Origin of the sequence: Aeromonas sp. 55A (genome assembly GCF_051919665.1) — a bacterium.
In the GTDB taxonomy this organism is placed as follows: Bacteria; Pseudomonadota; Gammaproteobacteria; order Enterobacterales; family Aeromonadaceae; genus Aeromonas; species Aeromonas veronii.
The window spans coordinates 2,764,218-2,780,040 of record NZ_JBQBEH010000008.1 but is presented as its reverse complement, the minus strand read 5'-3'; the positions used below and the strand labels follow the sequence as shown (position 1 = coordinate 2,780,040).

Below are 15,823 nucleotides of genomic sequence, written 5' to 3'. Positions count from 1 at the left end.
CTCAAAGCGCCTTATTGTGAGTTTTTTTTAACAATTCAACTTAGTTTCACTGGAATCAATGGCCTGCGAGCAGCTACATATTTGCAACAAGCCACCCGTTTAGCGCGGATTGTGTGCAGCACGGCCTTGGCGTACCCTTGTGACTCACGCCTTTTTGTTGATTGATGATGACCATTACCCGTACCGATCTCGCCGAACTGGCGGTGTTTGCCGCCGTCGCCCGTCACCGCAGTTTCAGCAAGGCAGCCCTCGAACTCGGGGTCTCCGCCTCCGCCCTCAGCCACAGCCTGAAAGGGTTGGAAGCCCGTCTGGGGGTGCGGCTGCTCAACCGCAGTACCCGCGCCGTGGTACCGACCGAAGCGGGCCAGCGGCTGCTCAAGCAGCTGCTCCCCACCCTCAATACTCTTGAAGAGGCGCTTTGCGAGCTGGCCCGCAACAGCGATGAACCGGTGGGTCGACTCAAACTCTGCGCCCCCCGCGGCGCCATCGACAGTCTGCTGGCACCTGTGCTGATCGACTATCTGGCCCGTTATCCGCGGATGCAGGTGGAGGTAGTGGAGCAGGAGCTGATGCCCCGGCTGATTGAAGATGGTTACGATGCCGCGCTCTTTTATGGCGATCTGCTGCCCAAGGAGATGATCGGCATCCCCCTCGGCCCGCCCCAGCGCTATCTGGTGGTGGGCTCCCCGACCTATCTGGCGGAGCACGGCACGCCGGAACACCCGAGCGAGCTGAGCCGCCACGCCTGCATCGGCTATCGCCTCACCCCGCACCATCACTATCGCTGGGCCTTTGCCGCCGATGGCACCATGCTGGAGATCGAAGTGACCGGGCCGCTCACTACCAGCACCCCAGCCCTCTATCTGGGCGCCGCCGAGGCGGGGCTGGGGCTCGCCTACTGTCTGGAAGAGGAGGTGAGCCAAAAAGTCGCGGAAGGGAAACTGCTCACCGTGCTGGAGCCCTGGTGCCCCACCTTTGCCGGCTTCTACCTCTTCTATCCCAGTCGGCATCAACTGGGCAGCGGCCTGCGCATCCTGATCGACATGCTCAAGGCCCACTACCAAAACCCCGGATTAATGAGTAATACTCAGCAATTCATCAAGTGAAACCCTGATTATCACCAAATAAGTATTAATCTAGACTAGCTGTTCGATAATCGAACTCCCCGAGAGAACAGATATGTCTGCCTATTTAACACTGCGGCAACGGGCCATGACCCGTCGCTTCTGGGCTTACGCCCTCCCCTCCATTCTTGCCATGCTGGTCTCGGGGGCCTACTACCTCATCGACGGCATCTTCGTCGGCCACTATGTCGGTGCCGCTGGCCTCGCCGGGATCAACCTGGTCTATCCGGTCATCATGGTGCTGATTGGTCTGGCCGCCATGATCAGCATGGGGGCCGCCACTGCCATCTCCTTCCAGCAAGGGGCGAAAAACGACAAGCTGGCCCGTCAGGCGCTGGTCAACGCCCTCTGGCTGCTGGCCAGTCTCGGGGTAGTTGCGCCGGTGCTGCTCTATTACACCCACACCGATATCCTGCTGGGGCTGGGGATTGAACAGGGCACCGAGACCTGGAAACAGGCGAGTGACTACCTCACCTGGATTGGCGGCGGTACCCTGCTGCTGGCCAGCAATCTGGCGGTCCCCTATCTGCTGCGCAACGATGGTCGCCCGAAACTGGCCATGGTGCTGGTGAGCAGCGGCGCCGTGCTCAACATCATCCTCAACTACATCATGGTGGGTCGGCTGGGGCTGGGACTGATCGGGACCGCGCAAGCCACCCTGATGGCAGAGGGTGCGGTGAGCCTGATCGGCCTTGGCTACTTCTTTACCCCCTGGGCGCGGCTGCGCCTCAGCTGGCGGGATCTGGTGCCCAACCTCCCCGCCATGCCGCACCTGCTCTTTACTGGTCTGCCAAGCCTGATTGCCCAGTTCAACCTCGGGCTGCTGTTGATGCTGCACAACAGCCAGCTGATGGTGTACGGCAATGTGAAGGATCTGGCGGGCTTTACCGTGGCCGGTTACACCGAAGCGGTCTTTATCGTCATTCTGCAGGGGCTCGCCTTCGGCATTCAGCCGCTTATCAGCAAGGCGGCGGGGGCCAAGCGCCATCGCAACCTTAAGTACCTGATGGAGATGGGGCTCAAGTTCACCTTTATCTACGGCATGCTGGTGTGGCTCACCATCCAGCTGCTGCCGGGACAGGTCGCCATGCTCTATACCGGCGACAAGGATCCCGAACTGCTGGCCGCCGCCATCAGCAGCCTGACCCTCAACCTCGGCGCCATTCCGCTGGAGGGGATCATCATGTTCGGCATAGTGCTGCTGCAATCCATGGCGCGTACCCGTCAGGCGCTGGTCATCTCCATCGCCAAAACCGTGTTGCTGCTGCCGCTCATCTTCCTGCTGCCACAACTGTGGGGTCGTGATGGGGTGCTGATGGCCCAGCCCGCGACCGTGCTGCTGCTCACCCTGCCGCTCTGCTGGCTGCTGTGGCGCGAGTGGCTGCGCCTGAAGATGGCCTGCGCGCCAAAAAACAAGCGTCGCCCGCAACCGGCCCGCGCACGCGCCGCCGTCCAGCTGGCCCGTTAAGACCACCCATCCCGCAAAACAATAAAAAACCGGCATCCCCTGATGCCGGTTTCTGCTATATGGGCGGGTCTGCCTACCCTTACTCGAGGATTCAGGCCAGCACTGCTGCCCACACTATGCCAATACTTCTGGCCTGAGCTGGGCCATCAGCCCCGGGTTGTCGGAGTAATCCACCGGAATGGCCACCACAGCAGGCCCCTCCACCGCCAGCGCGGCCCGCAGGGTGGCGCGCAGCTCGTCGGCCGAGCGCACCGCAAACCCGGCCGCCCCGAACGATTCGGCATAGCGTTTGAAGTCGATGGGGCCAAAAGAGACGCCTGAGGTGCGGCAATACTTCTGCTGCTCCTGCATCGCGACCATGTTGTAACCGTTATCGACCCAGATGATGTGAACGATATTGCTCTTGAGCCTCACCGCCGTCTCCAGCTCCATGCTCGACTGCATAAAGCTGCCATCCCCCGATACCGAGATCACCTTCTCCCCCGGCCGCACCAGCGCCGCACCGATAGCCCACGGCAGTGCCACCCCCATGGTCTGCTGACCATTGGAGATCAACAACTGACGAGCGCGGAAGCTGTAGAGGTAGCGGGCAATCCAGATATGGAAGCTGCCCATGTCGACGCAGAGGGTCATGTCGTCGCGCACCAGATCCTGCAGCTCGCGCACGATACGCAAGGGGTGAAGCGGATTGCCGTGCAGATCGTCGGCCCGCATCGCCAGTCGCAACCGCTGCTGGCGAACCCCTTGCAGCAGCCGAGCCACCTCGGGGGGACGGATTTTCGGATTGCCCATGATGCGGGTCAGCTGCAACAGGTTGGCGCGGATCGACCCCACCAGCTCGGCGGTCGGGCAGTAGCTGCTGTCGATATCGGCAGGCAGCACATCGATATGGAGGATGCGCCGCTCCCGATCGCCATTCCACAGCACGGGGTCGTACTCGATGGGGCTGTAGCCGATGGATCACCAGATCGGCCCCTGCCAGCAGCTGATCCCCCGGCTGGTTGTTAAAGAGCCCCACCCGTCCGGCAAAGTCATCGAAGTGGCAGCTGTCCACCACCCCGGCGGCCTGATAGGTACCGGTCACCGGCAGCCGCGCCTTGTCGAGGAAGGCACGCACTGCCTCGGCATTTTCCGGCCGGCTCGCCATCAGGCCGAGCAGTACCACCGGATTCTCGGCGTTGCGCAGCAGGGTCAATGCCTGCTCCATATTCTGCTCATCGGCGCAGCCCGGCTCCGGCACTTCCCGAGGCACCAGCACATTGCCCTGCACCGGCTTGTTGATGATGTCCATCGGCAGGCTGACAAACGCCGCCCCCGGCCGTCCCAGCTCGGCGGCGCGAAAGGCGTTGGCCATCACTTCCGAGATCGCCGCCCCGCTGTTGACCTGGGCGCTGAACTTGGTGACCGGACGGCAGAGGTTGACCGTATCCATGCTCTGATGAGTGAGCTTGAGGCCATCGGCACGGCGCACCGCACCGCCCAGCGCCACCATGGGGTCCCCTTCCGAGGTGGCCGTCGCCAACCCGGTAATAAGGTTGGAGCAACCGGGGCCCGAGGTGACCAGCGCCACCCCCGCCTTGCCGGTGAGGCGCCCCACCGCGGCCGCCATAAAGGCGGCGTTCGCCTCATGGCGCACCACTATGGTCTCGATGGGAGAGTCCTCCAGCGCATCGAACACCCGGTCAATCTTGGCCCCCGGGATCCCGAACACCTGCTTGACCCCTTGCGCCTCCAGATGACGAACCACCAGCTCGGCACCGCACTTCCACTGTCTGTTTTCCATGTTATTGCTCCTTGTCTATCAGCCTTCGGCGGCTTGAATGGCGCGATCGAGATCGGCGGGGTTGAGGTCGGCCTGCCGGAAAGCGGGATCAGATGGCAGGGCCAGATTGAGGTGACGCACCACAGAAAGCCGCAGGGTGCCGTGGGCCATGGTGTAGTCGAGCAGATGGCCGCCCCCCTTGCGATCGGCGGTGATCATGTGCTCGTGAAAACCCGCCACATTGACCCCCTGCACGAACGGCGGGCAGCGAAAGCCCACCAGAGTTCCCGCCACCGCGGCAAAGCGGAACAGCGGTTGCTGTTCGATGGCTTCCAGCATGGGGCGATAGGGGGGCTCCTGACGCGGCACGGTACGGACCTTGGCCGTTTCAAACTGGCCGTCGAGGCGCAGGGCGACGAAGACGTTGTCGGAGCCCACCAGCCGATCCACCCACTGGTGGATCTCGTCACGGCTCAGGGGGTGATCGAAGCGACGCTCCAGACAGGGGCGAAAATGGGTCATCACCGCAAAGGGGGTCTTCTGATCGGCGCGGGCGGGACGGGCCGAGCCATCGGAGCGCAACTGGTGGATCTGCCGCTCGAAGGCGATCAGCTCGCCATCGAGGTGATTGAAGGTGCCGAGGCCAAAGTCGCCGTGGCGCAGCAGCTCGCTCATGGTGGTCTCCCCTTCGTAGACCCCCGCCAGCAGGGCGCTCATCAGGGAACTCTGGTAGATCTCGCCACCGTCATGCTGCCTGCGCCAGCGGGAAAACTGCTGGCTCACTTCGAGGGCACAGCTGCACCCGGCACTGTCAGATGTTGCAATATGTTCCATTCGGGTTTCACCTCCACCGTGAATCCTGTTAGCGTTCGAATCCAATGGTGACTTGGTTCACATTTCAACACCAATACGCTGATCCCATGACTTTGAGACTCAATCGATATGGAACTTCGTACGCTCCGCTACTTCATGGCCGTTGTTGAAAAGCAGAATTTCACCCGCGCAGCCGAATCACTCAACATGGCCCAGCCGCCGCTGAGCCAGCAGATCCGCAAGCTGGAAGAGACCCTGGGCACCCCGCTACTGCGCCGTTTGACCCGCAGTGTCGAACTGACCGAGGCGGGCGAGAGCCTCTATCGGGATGCGGCGCAGATCCTGGCGCTGGCCGATGCGGCAAAACTGAAGGTAAAGCGGATTGCCCGGGGCGAGCAGGGGGCGCTGAGGATCGGCTTTGCCGGTTCCACCGTGCTCCACCCCGCGGTGCTGACCCTGCTGCACGACTATCGGGAGCGCTACCCCGAGGTGGCCCTCAGCCCGCAGGAGGGCACCATGCCGGCACTGGTGGAGGCGCTGCGCAACGATCGGCTGGACGCCGCCATCTTGCGGCTGCCCTGCCGGGGTAGCGAGGGCTTTGCCCATCACCTTATCGAGCAGGAGCCGCTGCTGATCGCCCTGCCGACCAGTCACCCCAAAGCCAAGCCAGGCCCCTTGCCACTGGCCAGCCTGAAGGACGAGAGTTTTATTCTGTTCCCCCACGCCATCGGGCCCGGGCTCTATGACGGCATAGTGGGTCTCTGTCGGGAGGCGGGGTTCGAGCCGATATTGGGGCCCGAATGCCCGCAGGTGATATCCACCGTCGGCATGGTGCAGGCGGGCTTTGGCGTGACTCTGGTGCCCAGCTCGGTGGCAGCGCTGCGCCCGCTCGGGGTCAGTTATCACCCCATTGAGGGCAACGGCATGATGACCAGCATCAGTCTGGCGACACGGCCGCATCCAAGCAGTGCCGTGCTGCGGCACTTTATCGCCCAGATCCGTGCCGCCCAGATACGACAAGGCCTCCCGAAGGAGGCCCTGTTGAACAAGCTTGAACCGGTTTGATGGCCAGCTTGCCTGATACGACGGCTTATTTGACGGTGCTGCTTATTTGACAGTCACGCGGGCAAACTTGCGCTTGCCGACCTGATAGACGGCGGTACCGGCACCGATGAGTGCCTTGCCATCTTCCAGCTTCTCGCCATCCACCTTGACCGCGCCCTGCTTGATCATCCGCAGCGCTTCGGAGGTGGTGGCCACCAGATCGGCCTCTTTCAGCAGATTGGCAATGGCCAGACCTTCGCCTTCCAGAGCCAGCTCGATTTCCGGCATCTCGTCCGGGATGGCGTTCTTGGAGAAGCGCTGGGTGAAATCTTCGTGGGCCGCTTCAGCCGCCGCTTCGTCGTGATAACGGGCGATGATCTCTTTGGCCAGCCAGATCTTCACGTCGCGCGGGTTGAGAGTACCGGCAGCGATGCCTGCCTTGAACTCTTCGATTTCGGCCAGCGGACGGAAGGAGAGCAGCTCGTAGTAGTTCCACATCAGATCGTCGGTGATGGACATGATCTTGCCGAACATCTCGCCCGGAGCGTCGTGGACGCCGATGTAGTTGCCTGCGGACTTGGACATCTTCTTGACGCCATCCAGACCCACCAGCAGCGGCATCATCAGCACGCACTGGGTCGCCATGCCGGCATCTTTTTGCAGCTCGCGGCCCATCAGCAGGTTGAACTTCTGGTCGGTACCGCCCAGCTCAACGTCCGCCTTCAGCGCGACCGAGTCATAGCCTTGCAGCAGCGGATAGAGGAATTCGTGAATCGCGATGGATTGGCCGCCGGTGTAGCGCTTTTTAAAGTCGTCGCGCTCCATCATGCGGGCCACGGTCTGCTTGGCCGCCAGCTTGATCATGCCGGTCGCACCCAGCTCGCTCAGCCAGGTCGAGTTGTACTCGATGCGGGTCTTGGCCGGGTCGAGGATCTTGAACGCCTGCTCCGCATAGGTGAGGGCATTATGCTTGATGGCCTCTTCGGAGAGCGGCGGACGAGTGGCGTTCTTGCCGGAGGGGTCACCCACCATGGCAGTGAAGTCACCGATCAGCAGGATCACTTCATGGCCCAGATCCTGGAAGGTCTTCAGCTTGTTGAGGATCACGGTATGACCCAGGTGAATGTCGGGGGCGGTCGGGTCCATGCCCAACTTGATGCGCAGCGGGCGCCCTTCCTTCAACTTGGCGACAAGTTCTTCTTCAACCAGAATTTCTTCCGCTCCGCGCTTGATCTCGGCTAGCGCCACCTCGAGCTGGGACATTTTTTGACTCTCCATCACGATTCCACAGGGCCAAACATATTACTGGAATGGCGGGCCAATTGGAAAGGCTGTAAAATCCGTCCATTCTGCCCGACTTCATCTGCTTCTCATGGTTATTTGGCACGCCTTCAACGCACTCCCCCACTGGCACCGCAAGATGGTGCTGATCTTGAGCATCATGATCATGATGCTGGCTGCCTGGCCAAGCGAGCAGGCGGTGGCAACACGAGTCGATGAAAACGGCAACGAAATTGCCCTGCGGGAACCGGCCAACGACAACGCGCTAAACAACGAGCTGCCAGCCGAGGCCGCCCAGCCCGTTACCCCGCCCAAGCCGCGCTATATCACCAAGCAGGTGAAGGTGCGCCGTGGCGACAACATGGGGGTGATCTTCCAGCGCATTGGCCTGAGCACCACGGATCTGCACCTGATCGACCAGCTCGAGGGCAGCGATCCCCTGCGGATGCTGCAACCGGGGCAGGAGCTCACCTTCAAGCTCACCGAGAACGGCGAGCTGCACAGCCTCTATTACCCCCACAGTCTGGAGCAGGCGCTCAAGGTGAGCCGCAAGGAGGAGACCTTTGTCGCCCGCAACGTCAAGATCGCCCTCGACACCCGCGAACAGGTGAGCAAAGGGGAGATCCGCTCCAGCTTCTGGGGCGCCGCGGTGGATGCGGGGATGACCGAAGATCAGATCATGGACTTGGCCGCCATCTTCGGCTGGGACATCGACTTTGCCCAGGACTTGCAACCGGGAGACAGCTTCCGGGTGGTCTATGAAGACAAGTTCCGCGACGACGAGCGGGTCGCCTCCGGCGATATTCTGGCCGCCGAGTTCGTCAACCAGGGCACGGCCTACCGCGCCGTGCTCAATGAAGATGGCAACTACTACACCCCGGAAGGCAAAGCCATGCGCAAGAGCTTCCTGCGTGCGCCGGTCAACTTCAAATACATCAGCTCCAACTTCAACCCGCGCCGCCTCCATCCGGTGACCGGCAAGATCCGCCCCCACAACGGCATCGACTATGTGGCGCCGGTGGGCACCCCCATCATGGCGGCGGGCTCCGGCAACGTGGTGGCGGCGGGCTACAACCAGTTCAACGGCAACTACGTCTTTATCAAGCATGCCGGCAACTATGTGACCAAGTACCTGCACCTCTCCAAACGCACCGTCAACAAGGGACAGCGGGTGAAGCAGGGGCAGACCATCGGCACTCTGGGTGGCACCGGCCGCGTCACCGGCCCGCACCTGCACTACGAATTCGTGGTGGGCGGCATTCACAAGAACCCGCGCACCCTCACCCTGCCGCAGGCAGAGACCCTGAGCGGACGCGAGCTGGCCAACTTCAAAAAGCTGGCGATGCCGCAACTGGCCAAGCTCGACAGCCCCGAGCTGCAGCTGGCCCAGAACAAGCGGGATAGCCGCGGCAACTAAGCCATCAGGGCTGGCGGGGTAGCAGCCCCGCCAGCCCTTTTTATTTTGCCTGCGCATGGCTCGGCGCCATGCTGCATCGGTGTCGGGAAGCGGACTATCCCGACCAGCGAGTGAGGAGAGCCAATGGCTGAACGCTATATCGGATTGATGTCAGGCACCAGCATGGACGGTATTGACGCCGTGCTGGTGGTGATCGACGGGGATCAACTGCGGGTCGAGGCGGCCCTCAGCCACCCCTGGCCAACCGCCCACGAGCTGCATGAGCTCTGTACCCCTAGCGACAACGAGATCGATCGCATGGGGGTGGCCGACAATCTGGTGGCGCGCGAATTTGCCGCCGCCACCCACGCCCTGCTGGCCAAGACGGGCCTCACGCCCGCCGATATTCGCGCCATCGGCAGCCACGGCCAGACCATCCGCCACCGCCCCCAGCTTGGCTTCACCCTGCAGATCGGCAACGCGGCCCTGCTGGCGGCGCTGACCGGCATCGATGTCATCGCCGACTTTCGCACCATGGACATGGCCCTCGGCGGTCAGGGGGCCCCGCTGGTGCCCGCCTTCCATCAGGCCTTCTTTGCCCGCCCCGGTGCATTGCGGGTGGTGCTGAACCTCGGCGGCATCGCCAATATCTCGGTGCTGCCGGGCCATGCCAACGGGGTCTATGGCTTCGATACCGGCCCGGCCAACACCCTGCTCGACGGCTGGTATCGCCGCCATCACCCCAAGGGGGCCGGTTACGATGCCGGCGGCCAGTGGGCGGCCAGCGGCAAGCCAATCCCGGCCCTGCTGGAGAAGCTGCTGGCTCACCCCTATTTCACCGCCCCCGCCCCCAAGAGCACCGGGCGGGAGATGTTCACCCTGGCGTGGCTCGATGGCGAGCTGGCTGGCCAACCCTATGCCGCGGCGGATGTGCAGCGCACTCTGCAGGCGCTCACCTGCCACAGCATCGCCCGCCAGCTGCCTGCCCCGAATGAGGCGCAAACCCGTCCCGAGCTGTTTGTCTGCGGCGGCGGCGCCCATAACGCCCCGCTGCTGAGCGAATTGGCCAGCCTGCTGCACGGCTGGCGCATCGCCAGCACTGCCGAACTGGGCATTGCGCCCGACTGGATGGAAGGCGCAGCCTTTGCCTGGCTGGCGGAGCGCTTTATCAAGCACAAACCCGGCAACCTGCCCGCCGTCACCGGCGCCAGCCGTCCGGCTGTGCTGGGTGCTCTCTACCCCGCACCCTAGATATCCCCCAGATATGCAAATGACGACAGCCCCGATATGGGGCTGTCGTCATGTCACATCATGAACAGTGGCACTTTGGCCAACACCCGTTGTTACATGGCATTGGTGGACTCAAAAATTTTGTCGGCGGACGCTTCGACAAAGCCCGGATAGAGTACGCCGTCGGCCTGCGGATAGCGCAGAGCAAACTCGTAGAAGCAGCTCGGGATAGTACGCACCCCATCGCTGAACGGCACCTCTGCTTTGTCGGCCATGGTGGAGGATTGCTCCAGCATCACCTGCGGGTCCCCTTTCACCTCGCCACCCACGCTGTTGAGCACAAAACCCGCCGCCTTCAGTGCCGCATTGACCTGATGGATGGTGTCGAAATCCTTCAACTTGTTGATATTGACCGTGAAGTGGTTGGCACGATAGCCCCATGCTGCCATCCATGCCGCGTACTCGCTCTCCGCCAGCAGGGTCTGATAATCGGCATAGGAGACCTGCCAGGGGGCACCGGTGTAGAGAAATGCCGGTGTATCGGTCAGATGATCGGGCACCTGATCGGCCAGCTTGTGGATGATGGCCTGCGCCGCTGGGGAGAGTTCTTCCACCTTCAGCTCGCTGATAAACACCTTGGGAGCGTCCGGATCCTGATGCTCGAAGTGCTTGGCGTAGAGCTTCTTGGCCTTGAAAACGTACTCGCCCTTCTGCTCGTAACCGAGCGCCAGGAAGTGGGCGGCCAGCTTCTCCAGCCCCAGCTTGGGCAGGTTGTAGGTACGAAACGCCACGTGATCGTTGACGATGGGCTCGCCGCCACCCAGCAGGGTGTGCACCTTGAGGGCGCTCGGGGTCACCTTGATGTAGTTGTCCCACAGATGGCTGAACAGGGTGTCGATATCCTTTTGCATCTCTCTTTCCTTTGATTGCGGGTACAGATGGGGGCACCGCTGGATGCCCCGTGTCATTATCAGAAGCGCAGGCCGGGCGACAGTTGATCCGGCATCGCGGCTTTGCTGTCTTCGACAGAGGCAACCGGATACGCACAGTAGTCAGCAGCGTAGTAGGCGCTTGCCCTGTGGTTGCCGGAGGCGCCGATGCCACCAAACGGCGCGGCACTGGAGGCGCCGGTGATGGGCTTGTTCCAGTTGACGATACCGGCGCGGATCCGCTTGAAGAAGTGGTGCCAGTCCGCCTCCTTGTCCCCCAGCAGACCGGCCGAGAGACCGTAGCGGGTGGCGTTGCCCTGATCGATGGCAGCATCGAAATCATCGTAACGAATGAGTTGCAGCAGCGGGCCGAAGTACTCTTCGTCAGGCAGCTCGCTGACTGAGGTCACGTCGATAATACCCGGGGAGACAAAGCCTGTGCCCGCTTCCAGGTGCTTGAGGGTAAGCAGGCTCTCGCCACCGAGGCGCTGCAGGTTGGCTTGCGCCTCGACCATGCCCAGTGCTGCCTTCTCGCTAATCATCGAGCCCATGAACGGCTGCTCGGCTGCGTCATAGAGGCCGACCTTGATCTGGCTGACCACCTCGACCAGTCGATTGACCAGGGCATCGCCCCGCTCGCCGCGCTCGACAAACAGGCGGCGGGAGCAGGTGCAGCGCTGACCGGAAGTGATGAACGCCGACTGGACGATGGCATGCACAGCGCCGTCGATGTCGCTCACGTCTTTTACGATCAGAGGGTTGTTGCCGCCCATCTCCAGCGCCAGAATTTTGCCCGGCTGGCCGGCAAACTGCTGATGGAGGAAATGACCGGTGCGGGAGGAGCCGGTAAAGAAGAGGCCGTCGATATCGGGGTTGCCAGCCAGCGCCTTGCCAGTCTCGACCTCCCCTTGCACCAGATTGAGCACTCCCTTGGGCAATCCGGCCTGCTGCCACACCTTGACCATAGCTTCGGCCACCATAGGGGTCAGCTCGGAGGGTTTGAACACCACGGCGTTACCCGCGATCAGTGCAGGGACGATATGACCGTTGGGCAGATGGCCCGGGAAGTTGTAAGGGCCGAACACCGCAACCACACCGTGGGGCTTGTGACGGACAAACGCCTTGGCGCCCGGCATGGCATTTTCAACGGTGCCGGTACGCTCGTCATGGGCACGAATGGAGATGGCAATCTTGCCCTGCATGGCGGCCACTTCGGTGCGGGTCTCCCACAGCGGTTTGCCTGTTTCACGGGCGATGGTCAGGGCCAGCGCCTCTTTCTGCTCGCCAAGCAGGTCGGCATAACGACGCACTATGGCCAGACGATCCTCAAGGCTCATGTCCGCCCAGTGGTAGAAGGCGGCACGGGCGGCCTTGACGGCGGCATCCACCTGCGCCGCACTGGCGGCAGCCCCCTGCCAGATCACCTCGTTCTTGGCCGGATCGGTTGACTCGAACGGCTTGCCTTCACCGGCAAGCCACTGACCGTCGATAAATTGCACTAACTGGCTCATCCATTCACTCCCTGTCGCTGACAGGCAACCTCGGCTGCCTGTCTGATAATCGATTTGCTTGTCCTGTTTGCCTCAATCGAGGTCAACCACCCGCACCATGTCGCCATCCTGCACCTTGAGTGCCGCCGCCATCTTGGGCGGAATGATGGCTTCGTGCTTGTCGAGATCGACCCGGATATTGCCGTAGCAGGCGCGGTAATGCTCGAAACGGCTGTTGCAGATAAGGTGGGTCTTACCACCGATGGGCTCGCCCACCAGCACCCGCAGCTTCTTGCTGCGGCGCACGCTGCGAATATTCTTCACGTCGCACTCGACGGTGGGGCCCGCATCGAAAATATCGACGTAACCACGGTTCACGAAGCCCTCGTCCTGCAGCATCTTGATGGCGGGACGGGTCTTCTCGTGGGTCTGGCCGATAACGGCCCGCGCCTCTTTGCTCAGCAAATTGACGTAGATGGGGTACTTGGGCATCAGTTCGGCGATAAAACGCTTCTTGCCGATACCGGTGAGATAGTCGACGGTGGGAAAATCCATCGAGAAGAAGTGGGTTTGCAGCCACTCGTAGAAGGGGCTGTGACCGTTGGCATCGGAGACGCCACGCATCTCGGCGAAGACGGTCTCGTCAAACAGCTCGGGGTGCTCGGCCATAAACAGAAAGCGGTGCTTGGAGAGCAGGCGGCCGTTGAGCCCCTCGCGGGCACATTCGCGCAAAAACAGGGTGCAGAGCTCGGAGTTGCCGGTGTAGTCGTTGGAGAGGGTCAGGGTTTCAACGACGTTGTAGATGCCGAGCTTGGGAGAAGAGTGCACCACCTTGCCGATGTGGTAGTTGTAAAACGGCTGGGAGAGGCCAACCGCGGCATCGATGGCACAGGTGCCCACCATCTCGCCGGTCTCCAGATCCTCGGCCACGAAGAAGTAGAGGCAGTCCCCCTTGCCGGCGGGCTTGTCGGAAAAAGTCTGGGTAGAGGCGTCAATCTTGCGCTGCAGCAGCTCATCGTTGACGGGCAACGAGGTCATGCCGGTGCCGGACTCGATGGCGCAGGTCTTGAGCCCGGCAAAATCTTTTTGCTCGATGGGACGGATAACCAACATAAATGACAACTCCCTTTCATTGACGACAGGTGGGGGCCCGGCTCCTGCCGGGAGAGCTCCCCACCTCAATTTGGAATCAGGCGTTAACCACCTGGGCAACCGCCTTCTCGAAGCGGGCCAACCCTTCCTTGATGTCCGCTTCCGGGATCACCAGTGAAGGGGCAAAACGAACCACGTTGGTACCCGCCACCAGTGCCATCAGCCCCTGATCGATGGAGGCCAGCAGGAAGTCGCGGGAACGCCCCTTGTAGGCATCGCTCAGGGCCGCGCCCAGCAGCAGACCCTTGCCGCGGATCTCGCTAAAGCAGTGGTATTTGGCGTTGATTGCCTCGAGCCCCTCGCGGAACAGCTGTTCGCGCTGCTTGATGCCAGCCAGCACCTCCGGAGTATTGATCACGTCGATCACCGCCTCGGCCACCGCACAGGCCAGCGGGTTGCCGCCGTAGGTAGAACCGTGAGTGCCCACTTTCAGGTAAGAAGCGATTTCGTTGGTGGTCAGCATGGCGCCGATGGGGAAACCGCCCCCCAGAGCCTTGGCGCTGGTGAGGATGTCCGGCGTGACGCCCAGACCCATATAGGCATAGAGATCACCGGTCCGGCCGACGCCGGACTGCACTTCGTCATACACCAGCAGGGCATTGTGTTTGTCGCACAGCTCGCGCACCCCTTTAGCAAACTCGTCGGTAGGACGAATGATGCCCCCCTCCCCCTGCAGCGGCTCCATCACCACGGCGCAGGTGTTGTCGGAGATCACCTCGGCCAGCGCCGCCAGATCGTTGTAGGGTACGTGGGTAATGTCACCGGGCTTGGGACCGAAGCCATCGGAGTAGGCTGCCTGACCGCCGACGCTGACGGTAAAGAAGGTACGACCGTGGAAGCCCTGATTGAAGGCGATGATCTGGGTCTTCTGCTCGCCAAACTTCTCGATGGCGTAGCGGCGAGCCAGCTTGAGAGCGGCTTCGTTCGCTTCGGCGCCGGAGTTGCAGAAGTAGACCTTGTCGGCGAAGGTGGCGGCAACCAGCTTCTTGGCCAGACGCAGGGCCGGCTCGTTGGTCATGACGTTGGAGAGATGCCACAGCTTCTCGCCCTGGGTTTTCAGGGCCTCGACCAGCTTGGGATGACAGTGACCCAAACCGTTGACGGCGATGCCACCGGCGAAGTCGACATACTCGCGCCCTTCCTGATCCCAGACACGTGACCCTTCACCACGCACCGGGATGATCTTGGCGGGCGCATAGTTGGGAACCATCACTTCATCAAACACTTCACGTGTCACTGCCAACAACTCTGACATATAGCTCTCCTTCGATTCGGCGACAGAATAATCCACCGCCCAAAAGTTAAATCCGTGTAAACGTGACGGGATTATCACAGAAATAAAGTAAAAAGTCTGTAACAAGACGGCCTATAAGGAACAATGTTCGATTGCTCTTGAGATTTTAGGCAACCGCATTGCATAACGACTCAGGGGGGCTTGGCAAGAGATAATTTGGGCAGGAGAGGGGGTGAATAAAGTGTCAGGGAAATTTTTTTTGCCTTCTCTCGAACTTGAGAAGGCGATCACAACTTTTTATGAACGCGCCAGAAAGTTGGCCAGCAACTGATGGCCCTGATCGCTCAAAATGCTCTCCGGATGGAACTGAACACCCTCGATGGGGAGCGTCTTGTGGCGCAGCCCCATGATCTCGTCAAACGAGCCATCGGCATGCTCGCTCCAGGCGGTGATGTCGAAGCAGTCGGGCAGCGTGTCGCGCTCCACCACCAGTGAATGGTAACGAGTCACCCTCAGCGGGTTGTTGAGCCCCTTGAACACCCCCTCATTGCGATGGCGGATGAGCGAGGTTTTGCCGTGCATTACCTGACGGGCACGTATTACGCGGGCGCCGAAGGCCTGCGCCAGCGACTGATGACCGAGACAGACGCCGAGAATGGGCAGCTTGCCAGCAAAGTGGCTGATGGCATCGAGAGAGATCCCCGCCTCATTGGGCGTACAGGGACCGGGAGAGATCACCAGAAAACGGGGAGAGAGCTGCGCTATGACATCAAGCGTCAGTTCATCATTGCGCTTGACCACAACCTCTTGTCCCAGGGCACCGAAATATTGCACCAGGTTCCAGGTAAAAGAGTCGTAGTTATCGATCAACAACAGCATGAGATAACCAACAGCGGAGAA

Annotated in this window: 12 protein-coding genes and 1 pseudogene; 5 read left to right on the top strand and 8 right to left on the bottom strand. The window is 61.5% G+C overall.

The window, feature by feature from the left end:
• Positions 1-167 precede the first annotated feature (167 nt).
• Complete coding sequence (locus ACTG2G_RS16995) at positions 168-1,106, top strand: LysR substrate-binding domain-containing protein (RefSeq protein ID WP_439985911.1); 939 nt, start codon at positions 168-170, stop codon at positions 1,104-1,106.
• Positions 1,107-1,179: 73 nt separating this feature from the next.
• Complete coding sequence (locus tag ACTG2G_RS16990) at positions 1,180-2,592, top strand: MATE family efflux transporter (RefSeq protein ID WP_374845128.1); 1,413 nt, start codon at positions 1,180-1,182, stop codon at positions 2,590-2,592.
• 114 nt (positions 2,593-2,706) lie between these two features.
• Here the strand turns inward: ACTG2G_RS16990 and alsS are convergent.
• Both alsS and budA read right to left on the bottom strand, forming a co-directional pair.
• A pseudogene (gene alsS, locus ACTG2G_RS16985) lies at positions 2,707-4,375 on the bottom strand (acetolactate synthase AlsS).
• Positions 4,376-4,393: 18 nt separating this feature from the next.
• A complete protein-coding gene (gene budA / locus ACTG2G_RS16980) occupies positions 4,394-5,188 on the bottom strand; it encodes an acetolactate decarboxylase (protein ID WP_005338506.1) in 795 nt (264 codons plus the stop codon).
• 108 nt (positions 5,189-5,296) lie between these two features.
• Here budA and ACTG2G_RS16975 point away from each other — a divergent pair, with 108 nt between their 5' ends.
• Complete coding sequence (locus tag ACTG2G_RS16975; protein ID WP_043818935.1) at positions 5,297-6,232, top strand: LysR family transcriptional regulator; 936 nt, start codon at positions 5,297-5,299, stop codon at positions 6,230-6,232.
• A gap of 42 nt (positions 6,233-6,274) precedes the next feature.
• On the opposite strand, the gene tyrS is transcribed toward ACTG2G_RS16975, so the two are convergent.
• On the bottom strand, positions 6,275-7,474 hold the full coding sequence (gene tyrS / locus ACTG2G_RS16970) for a tyrosine--tRNA ligase (protein ID WP_005347884.1): 1,200 nt from the start codon (positions 7,472-7,474) through the stop codon (positions 6,275-6,277).
• Positions 7,475-7,583: 109 nt separating this feature from the next.
• Here tyrS and ACTG2G_RS16965 point away from each other — a divergent pair, with 109 nt between their 5' ends.
• Positions 7,584-8,909 carry a peptidoglycan DD-metalloendopeptidase family protein gene (locus tag ACTG2G_RS16965; RefSeq protein ID WP_439985656.1) on the top strand — a complete coding sequence of 442 codons (1,326 nt, stop codon included), beginning with the start codon at positions 7,584-7,586 and terminating at the stop codon, positions 8,907-8,909.
• 123 nt (positions 8,910-9,032) lie between these two features.
• Positions 9,033-10,139: an anhydro-N-acetylmuramic acid kinase gene (locus tag ACTG2G_RS16960; protein WP_439985655.1), complete on the top strand. Its 1,107-nt coding sequence runs from the start codon at positions 9,033-9,035 to the stop codon at positions 10,137-10,139.
• Between the two features lie 92 nt (positions 10,140-10,231).
• Here ACTG2G_RS16960 and ACTG2G_RS16955 read toward each other — a convergent pair whose 3' ends face one another.
• The 5 genes from ACTG2G_RS16955 to ACTG2G_RS16935 form a co-directional block, all read right to left on the bottom strand.
• On the bottom strand, positions 10,232-11,029 hold the full coding sequence (locus ACTG2G_RS16955; RefSeq protein WP_021229798.1) for a DUF1338 domain-containing protein: 798 nt from the start codon (positions 11,027-11,029) through the stop codon (positions 10,232-10,234).
• A gap of 59 nt (positions 11,030-11,088) precedes the next feature.
• The gene (gene astD, locus ACTG2G_RS16950) at positions 11,089-12,558 is read right to left on the bottom strand and encodes a succinylglutamate-semialdehyde dehydrogenase (protein WP_439985654.1); all 1,470 of its coding nucleotides are present in this window, start codon (positions 12,556-12,558) and stop codon (positions 11,089-11,091) included.
• Between the two features lie 72 nt (positions 12,559-12,630).
• Positions 12,631-13,650 (bottom strand): arginine N-succinyltransferase, encoded by a 1,020-nt coding sequence (gene astA / locus ACTG2G_RS16945; RefSeq protein ID WP_005334994.1) that lies wholly within the window; start codon positions 13,648-13,650, stop codon positions 12,631-12,633.
• A gap of 76 nt (positions 13,651-13,726) precedes the next feature.
• On the bottom strand, positions 13,727-14,944 hold the full coding sequence (locus tag ACTG2G_RS16940; RefSeq protein ID WP_005334995.1) for an aspartate aminotransferase family protein: 1,218 nt from the start codon (positions 14,942-14,944) through the stop codon (positions 13,727-13,729).
• A 276-nt stretch (positions 14,945-15,220) separates the two neighbouring features.
• Positions 15,221-15,802 carry an aminodeoxychorismate synthase component II gene (locus ACTG2G_RS16935; protein ID WP_421284143.1) on the bottom strand — a complete coding sequence of 194 codons (582 nt, stop codon included), beginning with the start codon at positions 15,800-15,802 and terminating at the stop codon, positions 15,221-15,223.
• Between the last annotated feature and the right edge of the window lie 21 nt (positions 15,803-15,823).